Origin of the sequence: Photorhabdus sp. RM322S (assembly GCF_042879395.1) — a bacterium.
In the GTDB taxonomy this organism is placed as follows: domain Bacteria; phylum Pseudomonadota; class Gammaproteobacteria; order Enterobacterales; family Enterobacteriaceae; genus Photorhabdus; species Photorhabdus khanii.
In genome coordinates, this window is sequence record NZ_JBHFKW010000001.1 from 20,512 (window position 1) to 43,643 (window position 23,132).

The window sequence follows — 23,132 nt, forward strand, 5'->3', positions numbered from 1 at the left end:
ACGCTTAACCAAATCCGCCGCCAAAGATTCAAAAGCGTTAAACGCCGTTTTTATCGCGGCAGGATCACCTTCAAAAGCCTCCCCCGTGCTTAACCCGACTTGCCATCGATCCACGCCGGAAACCGTCAGAGTTAGGCCAAAATGCGTCGTCTCTTCGCTATGTAAATCCGTCAGAAACGCACCATAACCGGCGTCCTGCAACGTGGCATCGATGGGATAGTTATCGAAGACGACGATAGAGTCATAGAGTTCGTCACGTATCCCCGACTCTTCTCTTATCGCCAGGGGCGGTGTTTTTTCATGTTTCTGCGCCTGTTGCAGTGCCTGAAAAACGGCACGCAACGCCGTATCCAGGTTCCATTTGCCGTCGAGCGTAAGAATCAGCGGCACAGTATTAATGAACAGCCCCAGAGGTTGGCAGTCGGCGTTTTGCGTTAAAGCCGCTCCCCTTCCGGAAAATGTGCAGCCGAAAGCGACTGTTTTTTGGAAGGTAAACTTGGTCAGCACCAACGCCCAACACAAATAAACGAAGCTTGCCGGAGTAACGCCAGCGTGGCGACAAAGCAACTCTATCGCTGCTTTACGCTCTTCGTCCCACATGCTGTTCACCACCACTTTTTCGCCTGTTTTTCGCTTGGTCGCGGAATGATCGGAGGAACGGAACAGTGGCTCAACCAGCAGTTTTGTCGTCGCAGAGGCTTCTCCGTCAGGCAGGCGTTGGAAAACGCTTCGCCAGTGTTCGCGACTGAGCCCCAGATCTTCTTTACTTAACCCTTTCCAGAGTTGTTGCGCATACAGTCGTGAGGTTAGAGAGACGATCTTTTGTTTACGCAATCCCTGTAGCCAAAGGGAAATCAGCAGCGAACTACTCTAGCCATCCATCAGAATATGGTGAAAGGAGAAGGTGATGCTTAAGGTTCCCGCATGAACATCGTGGAAACAAACGATCCGGAATACCGCAGTGTCCAACTCAAACGGCGTCGCTCTCGACTGCGCCAGCCAATCGAGGCAGCGTTGCTTTATCGACGGCTGCGGGTCAGCCGGATCCACGCGGACATATTCAAGCGAGATCCGCGGCAATGCGTATATGACCTGATGGGGAACACGAATTCCTTTCCAGACAAAAACCGACCGCAGAGCAGGCTGTGACTGCTGTATCTGACGCCATACATCGAGAACCTCTTCTTCACCGGCGTCAGCTTTCAGGCTGAATGCCACGCCGATGTGATAGGCGCTATTTCCATCTTTTAATGCATGAAACAGCAACCCGTTCGCTTGCGGCGTCATTTGCAGCAATTCTTCAATATAGTTGGTATAGCTGGACTGCATCATACTCAACGCCCCACCGCATCAAACAGGCTTTGCAACTTCATCTTCTCCATAGACAAAGGGAGATCTCCACTCTGTTCAATAATCCCCAGCCACTGCTGTGTGCGCTGGTGAAGAAAGTCGCATTCCTCAGGGTTCAGATATGTTTCTTTTACCCTTTGTTTTACCTCATCCCTGATTCGACGCAGTCGTTCTATCGCCACCAAATCCGCTATGTCAGGCAGTTTTGAGCTGTAAAGATGGAAATAGCAACACCTGAAAAACTGCTCTAACCGACTCTCCGTGGAGCTTAATTTCTCGGCAAAAGTGAAAATTTCACCCGGTTCACACAGAGGCAGCATAGGCAATCCGGCGCGTTCAGACAGATAACTCAATACAGTTTTCGGTGAAATTTCCAAATAGCGGGTGACGCCGTTCTGCGCGACATACTGCAAACTTTGCAGCCATTGCACCGGGGAAGTCAGGTGCTGCAAAATTGATGATTTCAGGTTCTCCGCAGACAATTCAGCGCCACTGACGTTGCAAACAAGTCTGGAAATACGCGCATCTGGCTTGCCTGTATCAGGCAAAAAGTCAAGCAGCGCCTCTAATTCCGCTTTCGCCTCCGCCATTAAAGGCGAATGAAACGGGCCACCGATTTTCAACGGATAAAGCAACCCTCCCAACGCCTCCATACGAGGCGCAAAGCGTCTAATGTCAGCCATCACACCGGAAACTGTCGCCTGATCAAACGCATCGATGGCGGATATGTACACCTCCACGCCGTCGTCTTTTCTGGCTTTCTCAACTTCCTGAACTACAACTTCGGCAGGGATGTGCAATACCCAACACATTTCGCCCTGATCGTAATTGCGGGCGCAGGTCTCCACCACTTCCGAACGGATGTTCACCACTTTGGTCAGCGTCGCCAGATCAAGATAGCCGGCGGAGCACAGTGCTGGATACTGCCCCAGACTGTGTCCCATCACAAATTCGGGAACCAGTCCGCAATACTTTCGTAATATGTCGGCAATGGCGACCGTCGTCGCCGTGAGTGCCAGTTGGGCGATACGCACTTGTTTTAAGGTATCGCGCTGGTCGCCGTGGATAACATCGTATAGATCGACCTGAGACAGCTCCGACACTTCTTCCAGACAGGCCCGATACTCGGGATACTTTCTGAATTCGGCAAACATGTCCGGTTTCTGCGCCCCCACACCGGGAAATAAAAATACTGTCTTCGCTGAGTCGATAGCAGTTCTCATGCTGAGGCTCCATTAATAATGAGATCGAGCTCCGATTGCGAGAGCTGACAAAGAGGAAAATCCGAAGGGATCAACGCCCGTTCCGGACGATGATCAGCCTGTCCGTCATACTGTCCGTCATGAAATGCCTTGTTCCAGACATCGTTCCAGGCCGATAACCTTTCATTCAATTGCGTCAGGTAGCGCCGGGCATCATTGCCGTCAGCGCCGGGAATACCTAATCTCAACTCAACGAAAACAGAACCAGACTCGCGACAGTCACGAATAAGCATGTCAAAATCGGCCACGCTCTTTTCGTCGGGATGTCGAAAACCGCCTGATAGGGAGTAGACCAGATTGAAATGACCCCATGTTCCGCGGCTACCCAGTCCTAAACCAATGTCGTTGACGCAGATTAGTGGCCGCACACCCGTGCCATTCAGCCCCAGTTGGTCTTGCCAGTTCAGACTGCTTTCATACAGGCGCGACTTTAAAACACGCAAAAAGTTACTCGGATGACCTAAGGAAACATGAAGATTCAGTTGATTGAAGCCGGTAAACCAACCCACAGCGTTCGCCATTGCCACATTCCAGACAGCGGGCATTTCCGCCTCGGAGAATAAGCGTCCGTGATTTTCAAACAGCACCGCGGGCCGCTCCGACAGCATTCCGTTATCCTGCATAACCTCCATCAAAGCGGCCGCGATCAATTGCGAACGTTCAGCTTTGCAGCATTGCGCCATAAACCCTAAGCTATCGCCAGAAATTGACAGCGCCAAAGTGACGGGAGCAATCGCCGGCTGATAAATTTTCTCCACCGACGACAAAAGTCAACGGATTGCGTCTCTTGGGGCTATGTTCAATCAGTAATGAAAGATGGGACGGCGTACATTTAACGCCCGTCAATGACTCATCGGCGAGAAGAGTCCGCAGCAGTGCCGGATTATCACGAATGTCCTGTTCGTAAGCTTGTATAAAACCGCCCGATAAAACAGGGACCAAAATAGCAGTCTGCGTCAAATCGAATCCAAAGGAGGTGAACAAAGGCGTATTAAACGGCACCCCGGCAGCGTAAGCCTCTTTGGCCGCCAGCGCATAGTTCGCCAGCGCAATGGAAGAAATCGCAACGCCTTTAGGCTCTCCGGTCGACCCGGAGGTATACAGGATATAAGCAGGGTTGCTGTCTGCCTGTTTTGACCACGTTGCTCCCGGTCGTTCTTCTGGATGCGACATTGCGTCACATAACGTCTTATCCAGCGAAACGCGCAACCGTGGCAAATCCAACGCCTCCGCCAGGTCCTGATCAGCAACTGTGTAAATGCAAAGAGAAGCCCCCGAGTTACGGACAATAGTCGATAACCTGACCAGAGGCGTAGTGGGACAAACAGGAACCACCGTCACATTCTCAATAAGACAGGTCAGATAGGCGAGTATCGTTTCAGGGGAGCGTCTTCCCAAGATCAACACCGGACTGCGCCCGAAATGCTGGCCCCGCAACTGCACGCTGAACTTGCTAACCCATTGCAAGCCCTGCCGGTAAGTCAGGTCGCCCAGCGCTACGTCCGTACCTTGTCTGAACAACACATTGTCGGTATAGCGTTCAAAAGCGTCGCGTAAATGAACACCTATCGGTTCTGCGCAACAATCTAAACGAGCGTTGACTTCTTCTGTTTGCCCCATAACCTCAGCGGCCGCTTCCATTGCATAGTCAATGACAGTTTGCAGGAACGCACGACATTGGTCGGATGACCACACCTTGCGAAAGTCCGCTTCAAGCTTGAAGCAGCCGCCCTCGAAGCGGTCGTGGATATGAACAGTGGCAAACAGCGCCTCCACCGCCTGAATGTGATTAATCTCTACTTCAGCGCCTGAGACAGTATGCTGAAACACCCCTGTTTGATAGGAAACGCCGAAGGCCGGAATAATCCGCTTCCAGTCTTGCGATACAAAATCCCCCCAACGGGCACCAGGGGCATAGCGTGAATGCACAATAGCTTTTTGCAGACGGTTTTTAAGGATGCGGTAACAATCCGCCACCGTCTCCCCCGCCTCACGAAACACCGGAACCAAGACTGGTGCCACCGCCATAACAACTGATCGCTTTTCATCCTCGCTCCAGCGATTCAGCATAGGCGCCTGCAATAAAGCGCCATTGCCGTCTTCAATCACCATTTGCGTGTACGCAACAGCGGCGAAAAACAGCCTGAAAACAGAACCGCCGCCGCTCTTGAATCTGCGTAGCATGTCGTTTTGCACTTCGCTCAAAGTGACCCGTACACGCATAGAGCGAGGCTCCAATCCGCGATAGTCGCCAATCGGATAGCGACAGGATATTTTGGTGGCACTTGCTGACTCCGTGTCGCCAAAGACACTCCGCCAATACGCAGCGTCCCTTTCCATACGCCGGGAGCCATCGTAGTCCCGCTCTCCCTCGGCAATAACAGAAAACAAGGGGGACGCCACCTTTCCCATGGCCGGCGCTTCCTGCTCCAACGCCTCCGCCAAATGTTCCATCAGTATCGCCAACGCTGCACTGTCTGCCGCTGCATGATGCGCCTTCACAAACCATCCCGACTGTTCTTGTCGGAAACGCACAGCGAAAATTCGTATCGGCGTGAGTGACAACGCCTCCTCCACCAACAGTTGACGCTCTGCCCAGCTCTCGAAAGCCTGCCCAGGCTCCAGATGCCTGCTGAAATCCACCTTCTCCACTTCAACCTGAGGTGCATCGCGCCGGACTCCACGCCACTGTATTTCCAACTGTCCGGTTTCTAAATGATCGGTGACAAATCCAATATGGAATACATCCTGAGAATCCCGGACAATTTCAGCCGCCCGCGCAAGCCGATCCAGAGAAATGTCTCCACTCAGGCGTGCAACGCCACCCAGATAAAACCGATGGCCGGACAGATGAAACGCTTCCATTTTAAAAACGGTCTGTTGTGACCGGGATAGCTCAAAAGTCGACTGATTCATGGCTTAAGCTACCACTTTGGTGAAAAACAGATCCCGTATATTCCTAGCAATCGCTTTTCTATCAAGTTTCCCTGAGCTGGACCTCGGCAAACTTAGGGTCTGCCAATAACGGGTGGGCAACATGTAGGCCGGCACTTGCGCAGAAAAAGCCGCTTCCTTCCTCATACCATCCAAGATCACCGGTCAGGTATATCCGTTGTTGAAGTTCCGGATGGAAGATAAATGCTTTATCAGTTAAATCCTGCCGGTTGTAGTAACCTTCGGCCAGACATATCCCGCCAATGGCTATCTCACCTTCTTCTGAGTCTGCTTTTAACGCCAGATTATCCGGGTTCAGTACGTACAACTGACACCCGGTGAGAGCCTGCCCAATGGGGATAACGCCCGACAAGGTTTCCACACAATCATAAAAACTGACATCAATGGCCGCTTCCGTGGGGCCGTATAAATTAGTCAACAGGCAGCGCGAAGCAAACACTTTCTGAAATTGATCAACCAGAGAGGCAGACAGCGACTCCCCGCTCACATATACCCTGCGCAGCGCCGGCAACGGCAAGGTATCCACATTGCCTTCCTGAAGCTCTAGCAGAACCGGTTTCAACAAACTGGGAACAAAGTGGACAACGGTAACATTCTCGTTTTCCAGCGCAGCCACTATGCCTCTGGGAAATGACTCCAATCCCGGTTGCAGCAGATAATTGCTCGCACCGTTCAAGGCGGGTAAAAATAGCTCCCATAAAGAGACGTCAAAAGTCAGCGCAGTTCTCTGTAGGATAATGTCCGAATCCGTCATTTCACTATGAGCCTGATGCCACTCCAGCCGGTTTATGAAAGCGCTATGATTTACCAGAACGCCTTTTGGCGTGCCGGTCGTACCGGAAGTAAAGATTAAGTAGGCGGGATCGGTGGCCCGTAGTTGAGGTACTTTTTGCCCGCGCTTTCTAAACGATGAAAAGTGGATATTTCTGTCAGAAGTTCACGCCTGATCAACTCCAATTCGGAATTAGCCTCAATAAACAGACTCTCCTGCGCCACATTGCAAAAAGCGATACGACATCGAGCCGTCGCAAACATGGATGCCAACCGGGCAACAGGGGTTTTTACATCAACAGGAAAATAAACGCCGCCAGCAAGCAGTACCGCATATGCCGCCACCAGAAATTCCGGGCTACGCTCAAGACCAATGGCGACGCAATCGCCCTGGCATACGCCGCGATCATTAACCAGATAATGCGCCAGCCGCTGCGCTCTTTCGTATAACTCACTCCAGGATAAAGAGTTGCCTTTTCCCCACCGTATCGCCGGGTTCTGGTTATCTCTCGCCGTGTTTTCGAAATAATCAGTAATAAGTTGACCAGTTTCCATGATGCCTAAGTCCTCTGATTGCTGGCTTTGTTGCTCCCAAACTTCATTACAATCCGGCGTTACAGACGAACGCCAGGAAATAGAAACCCGTCAGCCAGACTAAGTAGTCTGTCTTTTCAGGGTGCATAAATTTAAGGCGCGGTTTATGAGATAGTCTGTGCAAGGTTGCAGTTGTACCGATTACATACCTCCTTGCCGATCAACATTTTTTGCAGCTCATTGCTACCTTCGACAACTTGCAATATTTTCGCATCCCGATAGAGCCGGCTGACGCCATTGCTCTCATCGCAACCGTGACCACCGTGAATCTGCACGGCTTTCGCTGCGGCAACGCCGGCTTCCTGCGAGGCGAAAAGCTTGGCTTGAAGAATCTGCTCAAGAGCCTCTTCCTCCCTTGCTTCTTTCGCTTTTGTCGCTGATAAACAAACGAGTTGAGAGGCTAGCAGACTACCGGACATTTCCGCCAGGTAACCGCGAATGATGCCTTGGTCCGCAAGTAACGAACCAAAGGTGGCGCGGGAGTTGGCCCTGCGTGCGGACGCTGCCAATGCCGCCTGTTGTATTCCCAGTGCCGCCCAGGCCACGCTGATGCGGCCATAGTCCAACGCGTTGTTAGAGATGAGGTTTTGTCCAAATCCAGGCTTTCCTACGATATTCGTCTTAGGAACCCGGCAATCGGTGAAATCCAACACAGCCAGATATGCGCTCTTGAAGCCCAGCATATTTTTCTTGGCGGTCACTTTTAATCCTGGGGTATTTTTGGGGACCAACACCGCGGTATCCAACCCCTGATATTTACCGAATACCAGAAACAGATCCGCGATCTGGGCGAAAGTAATCCAGGTTTTTTGCCCATTAACGCTCAGATAATTCCCGTCTTCTTCAAACTTTGTCGACAGATTTTTAGAGTCTCCACCAGCGGAAACTTCAGTTTGCGCAAATGCGCCAATGATTTCGCCCTTCACCAGCGGCACCAGAAAGCGCTGTTTCTGATCTTGAGAACCCCAATCCTCAATGGTTTTCAGCACCATTGAGTGAACATTCAGCAAACCGGTGAGCGAGCCACTCCCAGCACCGATGGCCATGTTCAGCAATCCAAAAGTCGTGACGTCAAACCCCAGACCGCCGCTCTCAGTTTTCGCTAAACCACCCAGCCAACCGTTATGCGCAAGTTTTTGCACAACAGTTACTGGCGTCGCTTCCTCCAAATCCCATTCATCGGCATAAGGAGCGACTTCAGTAACTGAAAATTGCTCAAATGCCTGTAACCATGCATTTTGCGAAGGTGACAAAAAGCGATTAAGCATTTACTGCCACCTTTCTGTCTAAGAAGTTGCAGACCGCCTGAATGCTGGAAAAATTGGCATTATCAAGGTCATCGATTTCAACCTTAATTTTGAAGTTTTTTTCAAGAAAGGAGATTAACTGAATAGCGGCCAGGGAGTTAACCAAGCCGGTTTCGAAGATGTTGACTGAATCGTCTAAATCCTGCTTACCAGCAAGTTTGCACAGGTATTCAGACACTAACTTGTTACGCGCGGATACGTCCATTACTTACTTTCCTCTGTGAGCTTAATTTCATTGATCTTTTCTTTACAAAACCAGCCTGGAAACCGTTTATGAAAAAATTTCCTTTTTCAGGATCCATCTTGAGACGCCAAGTCGATTTGGCTCCGCCACAAACCAGTGCAAAATAAACATCCATGCTGCATGGCATGGAAAAACAGTTAACCACGAGATTAACCTTTCTCAGGATAATCTGACTTAAACGTAAGCGTTTTAGTTAACCTGTGAAACTATTGTTATATTTATGTAATCAATGTAAGCGCCTTATGTAACATTTGTCAATATACGTAAATTCGGTAAACATCTCCGGCTCGCTAGTTTCCCTACGCTGTTTATCTGAGGGTACCGACTCGATCCTATGTATTGGACGTAAAATGACTACCTGTGCGGCAGTGAACGGTTGTAAAGGGTTGATGATGATAGTTATATTGATTTTCATTTAAAGTTTATGTATTAAACAAATCATTTAGATAATGACTTAAGTAATAACCGAGGATTTACTATATGGAATATAAAAAAAGACCAAAAAAATATCACTCAGAAACTAATTTTAATATAAATCCAATCTACAATGGCATATATAATTAAACAATTCTCGTAACAAAGATAGCCATAATTATTATTTTCTCAAAAAATTTGTCTTTGCTGGTAATAAAGTATTAAACTGACTAACACAACTCAAACATACCAAGATTGATGTCCGAAAACTGTGGAAAAAGGAATTATGATATGACTCATCACATCACAATATCACCTCAAATTATCAACACACTCGCAGCAAGTAATGAACCTTGGGGAATCAAAGATAAAAATTCATGCTTTATTTACGGCAATCCGGCATTAAAATCTCTTCAGAATTTTTCAAATTCATTTGAATTTGAGGGGTTTTATGAGAATGAACTTCCTTGGGATAGTGCTAAATTTGCAGAAGAATTTATTAAAAATGATAAAAAAGTGATAGAAAAACAGCAAAGAATATGCTCAGTTGAAACACATATGTTTGGCAGAGAAAAAGTTCTGTCCTCTTACTTTTTCGAAAAATTTCCTTTTTATCATGAAGATGAAAGTTGCATAGGCGTTATATATCATGGTTGGGAAGCCCAAAGTTATTCATTAACTCATCTGCATCAATATCATAATAAACTCCCCGCCTCCATTATGCTCCAACCACCAATTGATCTTTTTACTCAACGTGAATGGGATATCATTTTCCTCTTTCTACAAAGAAATACCAGAAGACAAATTGGACGGATATTGAATATTGCCTACCGTACTGTTGAATCTTATATGACCCGGATATATAAAAAAATAGGTATTCACTCCAGTCAACAACTGGAAGAATATTGTCAGGTTAATAACTTTAATCACTATATACCGGAAAGATTTTTATTATCTTAAATTACGTATTTACTGCCGGTTTCTATATGCTGCCCTTGTCCATAATTAATGGAAAAATAGCCAATTTTTCTGAAATATATTTTTATTTGCAAATATCATAATTATATTCAATAATTTTTTAAAGGTTATTTATGAAAAAATTTGGATGTAAAAAAGTTCCTTTCATTACCACCCAGTTAACAAATACATGGGATAGAAGCACAGAATCATGGTTCGTAAAAGATAAGGAATTCCACTTTATTTATGCAAATACAGCTTCTATTAAAGCCAATAAGTTACCTAAAAACTTTAATATTATTGGATATACTGATAAAGAATTACCTACACCATTCAATCATTTTGCTGACCTTTTTGAAGAACATGACCGCAAGGTCTTAGAATGTATGCAACGAATATCATCTATAGGCACTTACCCTCAAGGCAATGGTCAACAGCCTAAATCCTATTTTTGTAATAAATATCCATTAATGGATGAAAATAATCAATGTATTGGCATCATTTCTCACGCCAAAGAAATAGATCATTTCGCAGTATCTCATTACATAATGAATAATACATCTATATCCATTAGATTTAGACCACCTAACAATATATTAACGCAGAAAGAATGGATAATAATATTTTTATTCTGTCGCGGCATCAGCAATAAATGTATTGCTGATGAAATGAGAATCTCATGCCATACCGTGGAAAAATATTTTGAAAGTATCTATGATAAACTATCAATCGGATCATCAATTGAATTAAGATTATTTTGCAAAGAAAATGGCTATGATATATATATTCCATCAAGATATTTTCAACCTACAAGTCACTTTTTATTATAAACAATCGATTTTATCATTATGTATTTCTTTCTCTGCTTTATTTAATTAATCTAATTAGCTAAGGAGATGAATGTAAATTTTCTAAAATAATTTCACATCAACAAATATCATTCATAATGTATAAACCATCGTGTTTTACTAAGCGTATATTAGATTCATCGTAATAGTTAACATTTAAATATCCAAATGTATATTTTTTCGCAGATTTTAGTATCAAACTCCCTGTGATAAACAAGCTATTATAATTAGCACTTTAACATCAGTTACCATTATTCATAATGAGTTGTAGTAATACAGGGCTACATAGCCCTGATTACATTATTTATTATTCTTTTTCAGGTAGTTGCACGCGAACATTGATTACTCTTCCGTCTGGAATATCGCATGGGTCACCATCATTGTAATAAACTGCTTCCCCTATTGCCGTTACGCTTTTGACACGCTTATTTTGAGCAAATTTCGGAGCCTCTGCATTTTGACGATGGTAACATTCAATTGTTATATCACCGCTGGATGTGTTCACCGATTCATAAACCCAAATAAGATTTAACCCGTTGCTGTCTGCCGGAACGATAGTACCTCGGCGAATTCCCCACGCACCATCTTTAGCAAAACCATTGCAGCCACTGATACGATATTTTCCTGTATCTACGCGTTTAACAGTAACACCTTCAGCTTCGCTAGTTAGCTCATAAGTTCCGTCTGGATGAATATCTACAACCGGGCTGGATACTCTAAGATTACCATTAGCATCAGGACGCGCATTTTTATCTGTCCAAAGTCGGCTAACTTTTGTATCTCCACCCCCATCATTTCCGTGGATAAAGCTGATACCCGCATTGTCATAATGTGCGATAAATCCAGCCCATATATCATGCATTCTTGTTACATAGCCGCCTGACCATGGATATCCAATACCACCATGATTTTCACTAAATCTGAATGCATGACCGCCCTGCGGCAATAATCTTATCCAGGCGGTAAAATCACTTATATTTGCTTGAGTAACATACTTTGCCTGGATAAATTCAGATCCTTCAGATTTTGCATATACACCAATATCCGCCGCAGTCGGTTTATTTTTTGTTGTATAAATATCAACCCACCCCTCCTCAAAGCCATAACCATCACGGGCTGAACGATAAGCAATCCCTCTATTTTTGTACTGCACTTTCAGCTGAAAAGCTGGGCAGCTTCCAACGCCATTATTGAAATGAGCAACATGTGCAGAATCTACCCCAGGGTTCAACAAATCATATAACCCTGTATCTGCGTTCCAAGGGACTTGATTATCAACAGAATATTTTCCTGTCAATCCGAGCCTAAATGCTCTTATATCCCCGGCATTCAGAACGACATCTCCGTTCAACAACTTCCCATTAATTTTCCTGCTGTTCGGCACTGCATCTTTAGCCAAATTGACTGTTTCTGACAAACCGAGATTTTTCACAAACGCATTTTTATCAGCAATATCTGCACCATTTTGGTTTTTTGCTAATCTATTATTAGCATTATTATTGATATCAGAAACAAGTTTCTGAGTTGCTGCAAGTGAATAACTATCGCCTGTTTTATCTGTGAGTTGAACTATTCCTTTTTGGGTTAATGAGGCATTTGGAACTGTTGTTGTGATTTTTTGTTCTAAAGCTCGGTTTAATTGTGTGATGAGCTTGGCTACGTCCCCATCATCCAGAACATCATCGCCACACTGGGTAGCAATAAAATTAGCCAGTACAGATGATATCGTTGACGACTGACGTAACACCTTATTGAGCAAAAGAGTGGTAATATTTTCTGGTGGAAAACCCGTTTTTAAAGACGGGCTTTCTTCATATCTTTCTTGACTCACTACATTAGCATTATTACTCATAGAAAAAGCTTTAAAATCATTCTTGAGACTCATATACTTTCCTCAAATTAAATAATACTATTTTATAATCAACATATTGAATTATTGTAAAAATAATCCCCGGAAACTTACGCCAATCACAGTCTAGCCCTAGGCAATAATAATGAAATACTCTTATGACTTAGAAGGGTAACTATTTTTATATAATCAGCACAAATAAATAACCTAACAATTTTCAACCGAAAATATACCCAAACCATTTATATTTATCTCATTAAGTTCCTCCTTTTATTGCTTTATGAAATTTTCCGAAATAATATTCACTGGATCTATTGAAATAATTAATACCAAAATACCAACGAATTCTTATTTATTTTCATAAAACCTATAATCCATTGATACAGAATCTTCAGAAGTGAAGTAAGGCACTGGACTGTTACAAATATCTAAGTTGAACTTAAAATACAACTTTATATCTCGTAGCTATACCATTTTAAGTAAGTTTTTTATCCCATTATTCTTCAAAAACTAAATTAAGCAGAACTTGACTAACCTTAATTTTATTTAAGAATAGCTATTCCAACAACAGGCAAATTTAAACCCATATTTTTGGCTGCAAAGCTCATATAGTTGATTATGCTTACATTTCCAAAATATATATTACCGAATTACAATATCTCGCCTGCTCTATTTAAAAAGCATTCTTTAATTGATCGCACATTATTTCAATTAAGTACTATTTTATTCGCATTATTCTGACTCAGAGATAACACCTTTTCTTTCATCCTGTTACAAATCATTGTCATAACAATAGCTCGCTCCATCTTTAGCTCATGACAGAAAATTCTTGATATATGTCACTTAATTGCCAATGACTTAATAATCTAATTCATTAATTTAATTACTTAGTAATCATTCTAAAATGTTTTTATATTTAATAGTATTAATTGTTATATTTACTCACAATTAAATTCCCTACATAAAACAATAAAAGGTTTAATTAATAAATATATGTATTTTGACGCGCGAGTTATTATATTCTATTATGTGACCAAGATATTTTAGGTATAAATAAGGTATAACTCGCAGGCAGACCTCGTAGATAACGGCTGAAATAATCATTCAGGAGTCAAAATGCAACATATAAAAAACAAATCCAATAGTATCACCCCACAATTAATTCATACGTGGGAAAGAAGTAGTGAGCCTTGGGGAGCTAAAGATCGCCAATCAAGGTTTATCTACGCCAATTCCGCTTTTTATCAACTACTCAATTTACCAGAAGATTTCGATATTATCGGGCTTTCAACAGCTGAATTACTCTCTCCTGTTGGAGAGTATCAGTGAGGAATTAATGATAAGTACAGACGATGTGGTTAATCATATTCAGTCAATTTACCGAAAATTTGATTTGCCACTGCATGCAGAATTAAACGATTTGCTGCAAAGAAAATAAATTTGATCTTTATATTATAGAAAGATTTGTCACTATTGGTAGAATAGATTTAGATCGACTATACATTTAAATATCAATAATCAAATTTTAAGACTAGAAAAAGAGGAATGATAATATGAATAGTAAATTAACCATTTCATCCCAAGTAATTAATACATTAGAGCAAAGTAATGAGCCTTGGGGAATAAAGGATAAAAACGCATGTTTTATTTATGTCAATCAAGCAGTTAAACAACTTCAAAATATTCCAAGTTCTTTTGACTACGAAGGGCTGTATGAACATGAACTTCCCTGGGATGGTGCCGATTTTGCCAACGAATACATGCTCCATGATAAAAAAGTGATGGAAAGAGAAGAAAGAATATGTTCACTTGAAACACATGTACATGGGAAAGATCAAATTCTGTCATCTTATTTTTTTGAAAAATACCCTCTTTATCATGAAGATGGGAGTTGTATGGGCGTTCTATATCATGGTTGGCAAGCTCAGGACTATTCATTAACCCGTCTATATCATGGGAAACTCCCTGCATCTATTCTGTTCCAGCCACCAACTGATTTATTTACTCAGCGGGAATGGGATATTATTTTCCTTCTTTTACAAAAGTATACCAGTAAGCAAATGGGCAAAATGTTGGATATCTCTTATCGCACTGTTGAAACTCATATTTCACGGATATATAAAAAAATTGGCGTTAATTCCAGTTACCAATTGGAAGATTATTGCCGAATAAATGATTATGATCTCTATGTACCAGAAAGATTTGTGCATCCGGAAAGTAGAATGTTTCTTTAGCCTCTAGATTAAAAAGACGTTTTTATTAACATGAAGAAGAACTAGACAATACCACCACAGATTATTAACACAATGGAAATGAGCAATGAGCCGTGGGGAATAAAAGATAGTTCTTCATCCAAAACGAAACCAACCTCAGACCTGACTCAGGTTTGCAAAAAAACGCTTCATCCCCTTCAAACATATATTCAAACCTTCCGGTTCGGATAAGTTGTTTTTCAACTAAAAAATCGGCCGTTAGCCCTAAATTTTTAATCACTGTTAGCATTACTCATCCCCCCTTATTCATCTCATCATGACAACTGCGTCCAGCCAGATCATGATATTCCCCCACTGCTAGCGGTTTCACCGGCAGTTTACTTAAATACACATGCACTGGCGGCATATTCAGAATGGGGAAGATCAGAATATAATCGCAGAAATCCTTTTCTCCCGACTCCCAGAATGCATAATTACCGATGGTCCGATTCAGTTTCATCTTGCAAACCGGCACTTTACCCAGACCGCTTTCCGCGGCCGACATGATACCCCTGAACTGTCATCCTGCCACTTCCACCGTTTATACCATGGCAATTTTTTATCCCACGGCTTATCCAGCACCGGATTGTTACAAATATCTAAGTTGAACTTAAAATACAACTTTATATCTCGTAGCTATACCATTTTAAGTAAGTTTTTTATCCCATTATTCTTCAAAAACTAAATTAAGCAGAACTTGACTAACCTTAATTTTATTTAAGAATAGCTATTCCAACAGTAGGTAAATTTAAACCCATATTTTTGGCTGAAAAGCTCATATAGTTGATTATGCTTACATTTCCAAAATATATATTACCGAATTACAATATCTCGCCTGCTCTATTTAAGAAGCATTCTTTAATTGATCGCACATTATTTCAATTAAGTACTATTTTATTCGCATTATTCTGGCTCAGAGATAACACCTTTTCTTTCATCCTGTTACAAATCATTGTCACAGCAATAGCTCGCTCCATCTTCAGCTCATGACAGAAAATTCTTGACATATGTCACTTAATTGCCAATGACTTAATAATCTAATTCATTAATTTAATTACTTAGTAATCACTCTAAAATGTTTTTATATTTAATAGTATTAATTGTTATATTTACTCACAATTAAATTCCCTACATAAAACAATAAAAGGTTTAATTAATAAATATATGTATTTTGACGCGCGAGTTATTATATTCTATTATGGGACCAAGATATTTTAGGTATAAATAAGGTATAACTCGCAGGCAGACCTCGTAGATAACGGCTGAAATAATCATTCAGGAGTCAAAATGCAACATATAAAAAACAAATCCAATAGTATCACCCCACAATTAATTCATACGTGGGAAAGAAGTAGTGAGCCTTGGGGAGCTAAAGATCGCCAATCAAGGTTTATCTACGCCAATTCCGCTTTTTATCAACTACTCAATTTACCAGAAGATTTCGATATTATCGGGCTTTCAACAGCTGAATTACCCTCTCCTATTGCGGAATATGAAAAGGAATTCTACCGTCAGGATCAAAAAGTTATTCAAACCATGCAACGGGTTACTTCATTGGAAACTCATCCATTTGAAGAACATAAGATTAAGCAAATCTATTTTTGTAATAAATATCCACTTTGTGATGAAGAGGGTAATTGTATTGGTATTACTTTTCATATGTATAAAACTGAAAATTTTTCTGTTGCTTATTATTATGAAAAAACATCTCCGTCAGCACTGCAATTCATACCACCTAATGACGTATTGACGCAAACTGAATGGGAAGTTCTCTTTCTGATCCTTCGTTCATTAGATGAAGAGAGTATCAGTGAAGAATTAATGATAAGTACGGAAGATGTGATTAACCATACTCAGTCAATTTACAAAAAATTTGATTTGCCACTGCATGCAGAATTAAACGATTTCTGCAAAGAAAACAAATTAGATCTTTATATTCCAGAAAGATTTGTCACTATTGGTAGTATAGAATTAAATTGACTATAAACTTAAATATTAATAGTCAAATTTTAAGACTAGAAAAAGAGGAATGATAATATGAATAGTAAATTAACCATTTCATCCCAAGTAATTAATACATTAGAGCAAAGTGATGACCCTTGGGGAATAAAAGATGAAAATTCATGTTTTATTTATGGTAATTTAGCATTAAAATCTCTTAAAAATTTTTCAAGTTCATTCGATTTTGAAGGACTTTATGAAGATGAGCTTCCCTGGGATGGTGCTGAATTTTCCAAAGAATACATGCTCCATGATAAAAAAGTGATGGAAAAAGAAGACAGAATATGTTCACTTGAAACACATATTTTTGGAAAAGAAAAAATATTGTCATCTTATTTTTTTGAAAAATATCCTCTTTATCATGAAAACGGAAGCTGCATAGGCGTTATATATCACGGTTGGCAAGCTCAAGATTTCTCATTAACCCGTCTATACCATGGAAAACTCCCTGCCTCTATTATGTTCCAACCACCGACTGATTTATTCACCCAGCGGGAATGGGATGTTATTTTCCTTCTTTTACAAAAATATACCAGTAAACAAATGGGCAAGATTTTGAATATTTCCTATCGCACTGTTGAAACTCATATTTCACGGATATATAAAAGAATTGGTGTTAATTCCAGTTATCAATTGGAAGATTATTGCCGACTGAATGATTACGATCTCTATGTACCAGAAAGATTTGTGAATCCGGAAAGTAAAATGTTTCTTTAACCTCTAGATTAAAAAGGAGTTTTTAATAACATGAAGAAGAACTATACAATATCACCGCAAATTATTAATACAATGGAAATGAGTAATGAACCATGGGGGATAAAAGATAGTTCTTCAAATTTTATTTATGGTAATTCAGCAACAAAAAAATTTATTCACAATTTTAAAGAATCATTTGATTATGAAGGGCTTTATGATCATGAACTTCCCTGGGACGGTGCTGTTTTTTCAAAAGAATTTATTACTCACGATAAAAATACAATGATAAAAAGACAAAGAGTATGTTCAATTGAAACTCATGTATTCGGACAAGAGCAAACTCTGTCATCCTATTTTTGCGAAAAATTACCGCTTTATCATGACAATGGTAATTGTGTGGGAATTATGTACCATATGTGGAAAGCAAAAGAATACTCTTTGACCCAATTATGTCAATTTTATGAAAAACTACCATCATCCATTATACTCCAACCACCGACGGATCTTTTTACTCAACGCGAATGGGATATCATCTTTCTCTTTTTACAGAAGCACTCAAGGAAACAGATTGGGAAAATACTGAATATCGCCTATCATACGGTTGAAACACATATGACCAAAATATATCGTAAAATAGGCATAAACTCTAGTCGGCAACTGGAAGAATACTGTCTGGCCAATAATTTCAATCATTATATCCCAGAAAAATTCCTATTGTCTTAGATTACGTATTACTTCCCGGTTTATATATACTACCTTTGTTCATTATTTATTGATAAAATAGACAGCTCTATGGGATTTTTTCCTTGTTGTTAATAAGTATTTATGTTCAATAATTTTAAAAAACAATAATTGCCTTAAAGGATATATATGAGTCAATCAGAATTTAAAAAAGTCCCCTTTATTACCCCTCAGTTAACACATATGTGGGACAAAGGTTCTGACCCTTGGTTTGTAAAAGATAAAGAATCTCGTTTTATTTACGCAAATAGCATGTTTATTAAAGCCAATAAGTTACCTGAAAACTTTAATATTATAGGGTACACTGATGAAGAATTACCAACACCAGTTAGTGGTTTCGCTCACCATTTTAAAGAACATGAGCGCAGAGTCTTAGCGTGTATGCAACGAATATCATCTATTGGTACTTATCCTCAAGGTAGTGGTCAGCTACCTAAATCCTATTTTTGCGAAAAATATCCACTGATGTGTGAGAATAATCAATGCATAGGAATCATTTCTCATGCCAAAGAAATAGATTATTTTACCATAACTCATTATGTTAAGAATAACATGCCAATATCTATCTGCCCCAGGCCACCCAATAATTTATTGAAAGATAAAGAGTGGATAATTATTTTTTTATTTTGCTGTGGTATTAGCAATAAAGATATAGCCACGGAAATGAATATCTCATGCCGTACTGTGGAAAAACATTTTGAAAATATTTATGAGAAACTCTCCGTCGGATCGGTTTTGGAGTTAAGGTTACTTTGCAAAGAAAAGGGCTATGACCTCTATATCCCACCAAGATATTCTCGGTCCATAGGTCATTTCTTATTATAAATAATCGATTTTACTATTAGCCGTTTCTTACTAAACTATTGATCATTGAAGTAATAATCAGGAATACAATAATGGCATCACAAATTTTTCTACTCCCTCAAATGATCAGGCTTTATGCTGAATTTTTTATAATCAAAATAATATATTGAAAACGTTTTGGATGACTGACTATATACCGCCCATTGCGGCGGATGTTACCGTGTCCAGAATAATCTTCTGTTTACTTTAGCCTCTTACTTACAGCAAGGCGACGGCCTGCGCACAACTTTGATTCAGAATCCTCATTATCGTCTCCGCCCCACTTCGATTGGGATTTATCCTTATCATTCGTTTTTCTAATGTGGGATCAGACTGACGGAATGTACCGGACACCCGGTAAAACAGCGGCGGTATTTCAAATTTTGATTCGGCCCCCACCGGATAAGGCAATGCACCGAGTTGATGGGCAAAACAAAGTACCTGCTCTGCAATCTCTTCATAAAATTCCACCAGCAATACTTTCGATTGTGCATTTGCGACAACCGCCTGTTTTACCTGCGGTATAACGCCCTGATTAAGCCAGATAACCAGCGTTTCATTAACCTGAGCCTGTATCGCATGCATCACTGGCGCAAATACCAGTCCACGCAATACTTCTAATGCCTGAAATCCTTGTATCTGGCTTCCGCCGGAATACATATTACGCCGGATGCGGTCTATTAGCGTTTGTTGACCTGCCACAACACCGACACCTTGCGGACCGAACAGTTTAAAGCTGGAAAAAGTCGATAACGCCGCACCACATTCACAACCAATATGTTCCACTTTCATAGCAGCATAATTATCGTCAACCAGAACCGGTAGTGACGCCGCATTCAGCAGTGATATGACAGCCGCCAGCTCATAAGAATCATCAATTTTCTGCCGCGTATGCTGTACCAATCCCCCCATCGGCCAATGTTGCAAAATCGCAACCCGTATTTGTTCTGGTTGATTAAAATCCGCCCGAACAAGATGTAATCCCATCTGTTCAGCAATCATCGCTGTCGTGGGATATAACGGCGCATCATGAATCAGCAAGGTATCGCCTGCCTTGAGCAATGCCGCTAAACCACAACGTATTGCACCAGTTCCCGCCCCTTGCACCAACACAGCAGCCTCAGCCGAAAAGAAATCAGCAATGATCCGCTCAACTCGCTGTGTCATCTGTGGCTGGTTCAACCCCGGTACCAACCCTAAATCTCCCGTGGTAAGAAAGTCTGCGCCGGGAAAATGACGGCAGATAATATCAACCAAACGAAACTGTTTTTGCTGTGCCTGCTCCATATTCAGACTATGTAATGGATAAGTGTTCAATATCTGCTCCCCTGCTCTCCCCCTTTATTTTTTTCATCGTAAAATAAAGGGGGAAGTTGATTCGATTAACCGATGCCTATCAAATGGATAATGTTGGCTAAAACCCCAACAATAATCGTTGCAATAGGCCCAATAGCCATTTCAACCAAAGGACGCTTAGATGTACGGTTGAGCAGGTAAATGCCCGCTACCACCATAAATCCCATGCCCGGCAGGATAGCATTGGCAGCAATCATTCCCCCTACCAATAGCGCAACTTCTAACATACGGGTAATGACAGTACGAATATGGTCGCCACATGCTTTTACGCCAGGATATTTATCCAGCCAGATAGCAATTCTTGCCAGTAGTTTGATTTCCATAAACATAATCACACTGCCGGCAATGAAGGCGATCCACGGGTTATTCGTGACTAATCCAGCGACAAACACGAACTTCATGCCGACCGGGCTATAAACTCCGGTGGCAATCGCCGTCATCCCCACTAACGGAACAAAACTAATCGCCCTGGCAAGCGCAACCAACATGGCATTAGCCCCTTCACCCTGAGCCATCAGTTGCAGTGATACAGGACCTTCCGCCAATAAACTGAGTGACATCGAGGCCGCTACCGCAGTTAGACCCCCACTGAGCACTAGTAACCAGAGGTTGTTTTGAATACGTTGGATCCGCGTGGAAAACAAGCCGACCAGCATCTCATTCGCGCCTTTCGCCGTGGCCGGCCCATCCCCTGCTTTGGGCGCACGCTCTTTCATGGCAAAGTAGAACATCACAATCATCGAAATCAGCAGCGCTATCCCGTTAGGATCCAGTTGTACCGGTTTATCCAGGGAACCGCCAAAACTCAGTGAGCCTATCGCTTTGGTCGCGACATACCCCACCAATGTCGCAATCAGTACCCATATCCCTTTGCCATATCCGTATTGATAGGCCACAACAATGGCAGGAAACAACGCGAAGCAGGCAACAATGGGATCGCCAACTTTGCTCAGGTTGTTCATGAAATTCACCGGCAAATGGGCAAAGATATCGACAACCGATCGTAAACCCGTCATCAAAGCGACGGCATACAGTGCCCCCAGGATCCCGGAAAATATGAAACCTTTTTTACTGTTTGCACACCAAGTGCCAATGACGTCGGTTCCCAGCAACAGGCTATGCACCAGAATAATTGGCGCCGTCAGCGAAAACGGGATACCAAAACCGATAACCAAGCCAAAACTTAAGGCAAAACTGGTCGCAGCCAGGGTTTTACGATTCATCCGCCCTTCAAGATGTTCCGGGATTAAAGGGCGCAAACCATCATGAAACACCGCGATGCCACGGTTAGCCATCATGGTGGATATTCCACCAATAACGGCCAATAAACCCGCTTTAAACGGATCAATTTCCATTAAACGTGTGAAAAACTCATATTCCATCTTCCTGTCCTCATGAAGAAAAAATAGCCCTGATGACCACCGGAATAACGGCTTCTATATCCTGACCGGTAAAACCAAATGCCGTTTTCCCCGCGTTAATATGGGTAATAATTTCTTCATCAGGCAGGATTTTCCCCGGCATGCTAATCGTGACGCATTTATCAATACCCACGATAGCAATCGCCATTGCCAAAGCGCCTCCACCGGTATTACAAGCCCCCAAGTAGTAATCCGCATTACCGCTCTTGAGGGCCATAGCGGCATCAATGTCGCCCATTACAGTAATGGATGAGACTTTATCCCCGGCCAGGCGGCGTAAGGTTTCAGCAATTTTTTCCTTCTCAATTTGTCCTCCAATAACAAATCTCATATGTTTTTCCTTTATTTGAAAAATACAGCAGGGTTATCACGTAACATCAAATCAATTTCTATCTGTGTCAATCCGGCATGGCTTAACATCGGCACAAAGGTGCTGATTAAATATTCAAACCCATTGCCACCATTGGCCTTCAAATGGGAACGGCGGGTAATATCCATCGATAACATGACGCGGTTAAGCAGGCCGCGTTGGGCCAATGTCTGTAACATGGCGATCCGTTTTTCATCCGGGTAGTAATCGTTTTTGCCAATCGTGTCGAACTGTATGTAAGCTCCCTGTTCAATCATGCGTAGTATGTTGTCCAGATTGTCTCTGAGATCACAATGACCAATCACCACCCGTTCAGCATCTACGCCCTGCTTTTTCAGTAACGTTAATTGCTCAAGCCCCATCGTGCCTAATGACGTATGGGTAGAGACAGGACGCCCGGTTTCCAAATGCGCGATAGCCGCAGCGTGAAATATTTTCTCTTCATCTGGCGTAATCACCCCTTTGCTGGAACCAATTTCCCCAATGACCCCAGCTTTCAGCGTTGTAGCATCAATACCCTGCTCAATCTCAGCGATCATTTCATCTGCCAGTTGTCGGGCTGTGGTGTGTGCCACATGCTGAGGAAAAAAAGCAGACTGGTAATAACCGGTTGAGGCGATTACGTTAATGCCGGAATCCCGCATTAAATCCAGCATAAACTGTGGGTTACGCCCCATGTAGCGATTGGTCATTTCTACAATATTGCGTACACCCAGGCTGACCAATGTTTTCATCTCATCACAAATCAGCTCGTATTGATCCAGCCGGCAGTCAAGGTTGTTTTTAAATGACGATAAATCAATATGCAGATGCTCATGCGCATAGGTATAGCCGGATGCATCAAATCTATCTTGCTGAGTCATGAGAATGCTGCCCAAATGTGAGGATGATGCAAATGAAT

At 42.2% G+C, this 23,132-nt stretch carries 20 protein-coding genes and 2 pseudogenes; 8 read left to right on the forward strand and 14 right to left on the reverse strand.

The window, feature by feature from the left end:
• Window positions 1–129: 129 nt before the first annotated feature.
• The 8 genes and pseudogenes from ACGF63_RS00135 to ACGF63_RS00170 all read right to left on the reverse strand — a co-directional run.
• Window positions 130–1,332 (reverse strand): annotated as a pseudogene (locus ACGF63_RS00135) (condensation domain-containing protein); the annotation flags it as partial.
• A gap of 2 nt (window positions 1,333–1,334) precedes the next feature.
• Complete coding sequence (locus ACGF63_RS00140) at window positions 1,335–2,573, reverse strand: ACP S-malonyltransferase (RefSeq protein WP_387628051.1); 1,239 nt, start codon at window positions 2,571–2,573, stop codon at window positions 1,335–1,337.
• The gene (locus ACGF63_RS00145; RefSeq protein ID WP_387628054.1) at window positions 2,570–3,157 is read right to left on the reverse strand and encodes a hypothetical protein; all 588 of its coding nucleotides are present in this window, start codon (window positions 3,155–3,157) and stop codon (window positions 2,570–2,572) included. Before ACGF63_RS00145 ends, ACGF63_RS00140 begins: the two co-directional genes overlap by 4 nt.
• A gap of 148 nt (window positions 3,158–3,305) precedes the next feature.
• Window positions 3,306–5,528, reverse strand: a complete 2,223-nt coding sequence (locus tag ACGF63_RS00150; RefSeq protein WP_387628057.1) for an AMP-binding protein — start codon at window positions 5,526–5,528, stop codon at window positions 3,306–3,308.
• A gap of 61 nt (window positions 5,529–5,589) precedes the next feature.
• Window positions 5,590–6,489 carry an AMP-binding protein gene (locus ACGF63_RS00155; RefSeq protein WP_331251338.1) on the reverse strand — a complete coding sequence of 300 codons (900 nt, stop codon included), beginning with the start codon at window positions 6,487–6,489 and terminating at the stop codon, window positions 5,590–5,592.
• Entirely contained in the window at window positions 6,417–6,893 is a 477-nt protein-coding gene (locus tag ACGF63_RS00160) for an AMP-binding protein (RefSeq protein WP_203448914.1), read from the reverse strand. The genes ACGF63_RS00155 and ACGF63_RS00160 overlap by 73 nt, the downstream gene beginning before the upstream one ends.
• 143 nt (window positions 6,894–7,036) lie before the next feature.
• Window positions 7,037–8,200, reverse strand: coding sequence for an acyl-CoA dehydrogenase family protein (locus ACGF63_RS00165; protein ID WP_036847955.1), 1,164 nt, complete (start codon window positions 8,198–8,200; stop codon window positions 7,037–7,039).
• Window positions 8,193–8,444, reverse strand: a complete 252-nt coding sequence (locus ACGF63_RS00170; protein WP_036847957.1) for an acyl carrier protein — start codon at window positions 8,442–8,444, stop codon at window positions 8,193–8,195. The genes ACGF63_RS00165 and ACGF63_RS00170 overlap by 8 nt, the downstream gene beginning before the upstream one ends.
• A gap of 744 nt (window positions 8,445–9,188) precedes the next feature.
• On the opposite strand from ACGF63_RS00170, the gene ACGF63_RS00175 reads away from it, so the two are divergent.
• Both ACGF63_RS00175 and ACGF63_RS00180 read left to right on the forward strand, forming a co-directional pair.
• Complete coding sequence (locus ACGF63_RS00175; protein ID WP_036847960.1) at window positions 9,189–9,857, forward strand: LuxR C-terminal-related transcriptional regulator; 669 nt, start codon at window positions 9,189–9,191, stop codon at window positions 9,855–9,857.
• A gap of 131 nt (window positions 9,858–9,988) precedes the next feature.
• Window positions 9,989–10,684, forward strand: a complete 696-nt coding sequence (locus ACGF63_RS00180; protein WP_036847963.1) for a helix-turn-helix transcriptional regulator — start codon at window positions 9,989–9,991, stop codon at window positions 10,682–10,684.
• Window positions 10,685–11,009: 325 nt separating this feature from the next.
• Here ACGF63_RS00180 and ACGF63_RS00185 read toward each other — a convergent pair whose 3' ends face one another.
• Window positions 11,010–12,587: a phage tail protein gene (locus tag ACGF63_RS00185; protein WP_152962209.1), complete on the reverse strand. Its 1,578-nt coding sequence runs from the start codon at window positions 12,585–12,587 to the stop codon at window positions 11,010–11,012.
• Window positions 12,588–13,667: 1,080 nt separating this feature from the next.
• On the opposite strand from ACGF63_RS00185, the gene ACGF63_RS00190 reads away from it, so the two are divergent.
• Complete coding sequence (locus ACGF63_RS00190; RefSeq protein ID WP_070974950.1) at window positions 13,668–13,880, forward strand: PAS domain-containing protein; 213 nt, start codon at window positions 13,668–13,670, stop codon at window positions 13,878–13,880.
• Between the two features lie 224 nt (window positions 13,881–14,104).
• Complete coding sequence (locus ACGF63_RS00195) at window positions 14,105–14,785, forward strand: helix-turn-helix transcriptional regulator (protein WP_036849167.1); 681 nt, start codon at window positions 14,105–14,107, stop codon at window positions 14,783–14,785.
• 304 nt (window positions 14,786–15,089) lie between these two features.
• On the opposite strand, the pseudogene ACGF63_RS00200 reads toward ACGF63_RS00195, so the two are convergent.
• Window positions 15,090–15,336, reverse strand: a pseudogene (locus ACGF63_RS00200) (S-type pyocin domain-containing protein); the annotation flags it as partial.
• A 754-nt stretch (window positions 15,337–16,090) separates the two neighbouring features.
• Between ACGF63_RS00200 and ACGF63_RS00205 the strand changes: the two are divergent.
• The 4 genes from ACGF63_RS00205 to ACGF63_RS00220 all read left to right on the forward strand — a co-directional run bounded on the left by ACGF63_RS00205 (window position 16,091) and on the right by ACGF63_RS00220 (window position 19,066).
• A complete protein-coding gene (locus ACGF63_RS00205; protein ID WP_387628064.1) occupies window positions 16,091–16,783 on the forward strand; it encodes a PAS domain-containing protein in 693 nt (230 codons plus the stop codon).
• Window positions 16,784–16,840: 57 nt separating this feature from the next.
• Window positions 16,841–17,521 (forward strand): helix-turn-helix transcriptional regulator, encoded by a 681-nt coding sequence (locus tag ACGF63_RS00210; RefSeq protein WP_387628068.1) that lies wholly within the window; start codon window positions 16,841–16,843, stop codon window positions 17,519–17,521.
• 30 nt (window positions 17,522–17,551) lie between these two features.
• Window positions 17,552–18,223 carry a PAS and helix-turn-helix domain-containing protein gene (locus ACGF63_RS00215; RefSeq protein ID WP_036849160.1) on the forward strand — a complete coding sequence of 224 codons (672 nt, stop codon included), beginning with the start codon at window positions 17,552–17,554 and terminating at the stop codon, window positions 18,221–18,223.
• A 147-nt stretch (window positions 18,224–18,370) separates the two neighbouring features.
• Window positions 18,371–19,066 (forward strand): LuxR C-terminal-related transcriptional regulator, encoded by a 696-nt coding sequence (locus tag ACGF63_RS00220; protein WP_036849155.1) that lies wholly within the window; start codon window positions 18,371–18,373, stop codon window positions 19,064–19,066.
• A 237-nt stretch (window positions 19,067–19,303) separates the two neighbouring features.
• Here ACGF63_RS00220 and ACGF63_RS00225 read toward each other — a convergent pair whose 3' ends face one another.
• The 4 genes from ACGF63_RS00225 to ACGF63_RS00240 form a co-directional block, all read right to left on the reverse strand.
• On the reverse strand, window positions 19,304–20,401 hold the full coding sequence (locus ACGF63_RS00225) for an aminotransferase class V-fold PLP-dependent enzyme (RefSeq protein ID WP_387628072.1): 1,098 nt from the start codon (window positions 20,399–20,401) through the stop codon (window positions 19,304–19,306).
• Between the two features lie 65 nt (window positions 20,402–20,466).
• Window positions 20,467–21,822, reverse strand: a complete 1,356-nt coding sequence (locus ACGF63_RS00230) for a YhfT family protein (RefSeq protein WP_152962212.1) — start codon at window positions 21,820–21,822, stop codon at window positions 20,467–20,469.
• 10 nt (window positions 21,823–21,832) lie between these two features.
• Window positions 21,833–22,192: a DUF2620 domain-containing protein gene (locus tag ACGF63_RS00235; protein ID WP_036849150.1), complete on the reverse strand. Its 360-nt coding sequence runs from the start codon at window positions 22,190–22,192 to the stop codon at window positions 21,833–21,835.
• A gap of 11 nt (window positions 22,193–22,203) precedes the next feature.
• Window positions 22,204–23,094, reverse strand: coding sequence for a phosphotriesterase-related protein (locus tag ACGF63_RS00240; RefSeq protein WP_152962213.1), 891 nt, complete (start codon window positions 23,092–23,094; stop codon window positions 22,204–22,206).
• Between the last annotated feature and the right edge of the window lie 38 nt (window positions 23,095–23,132).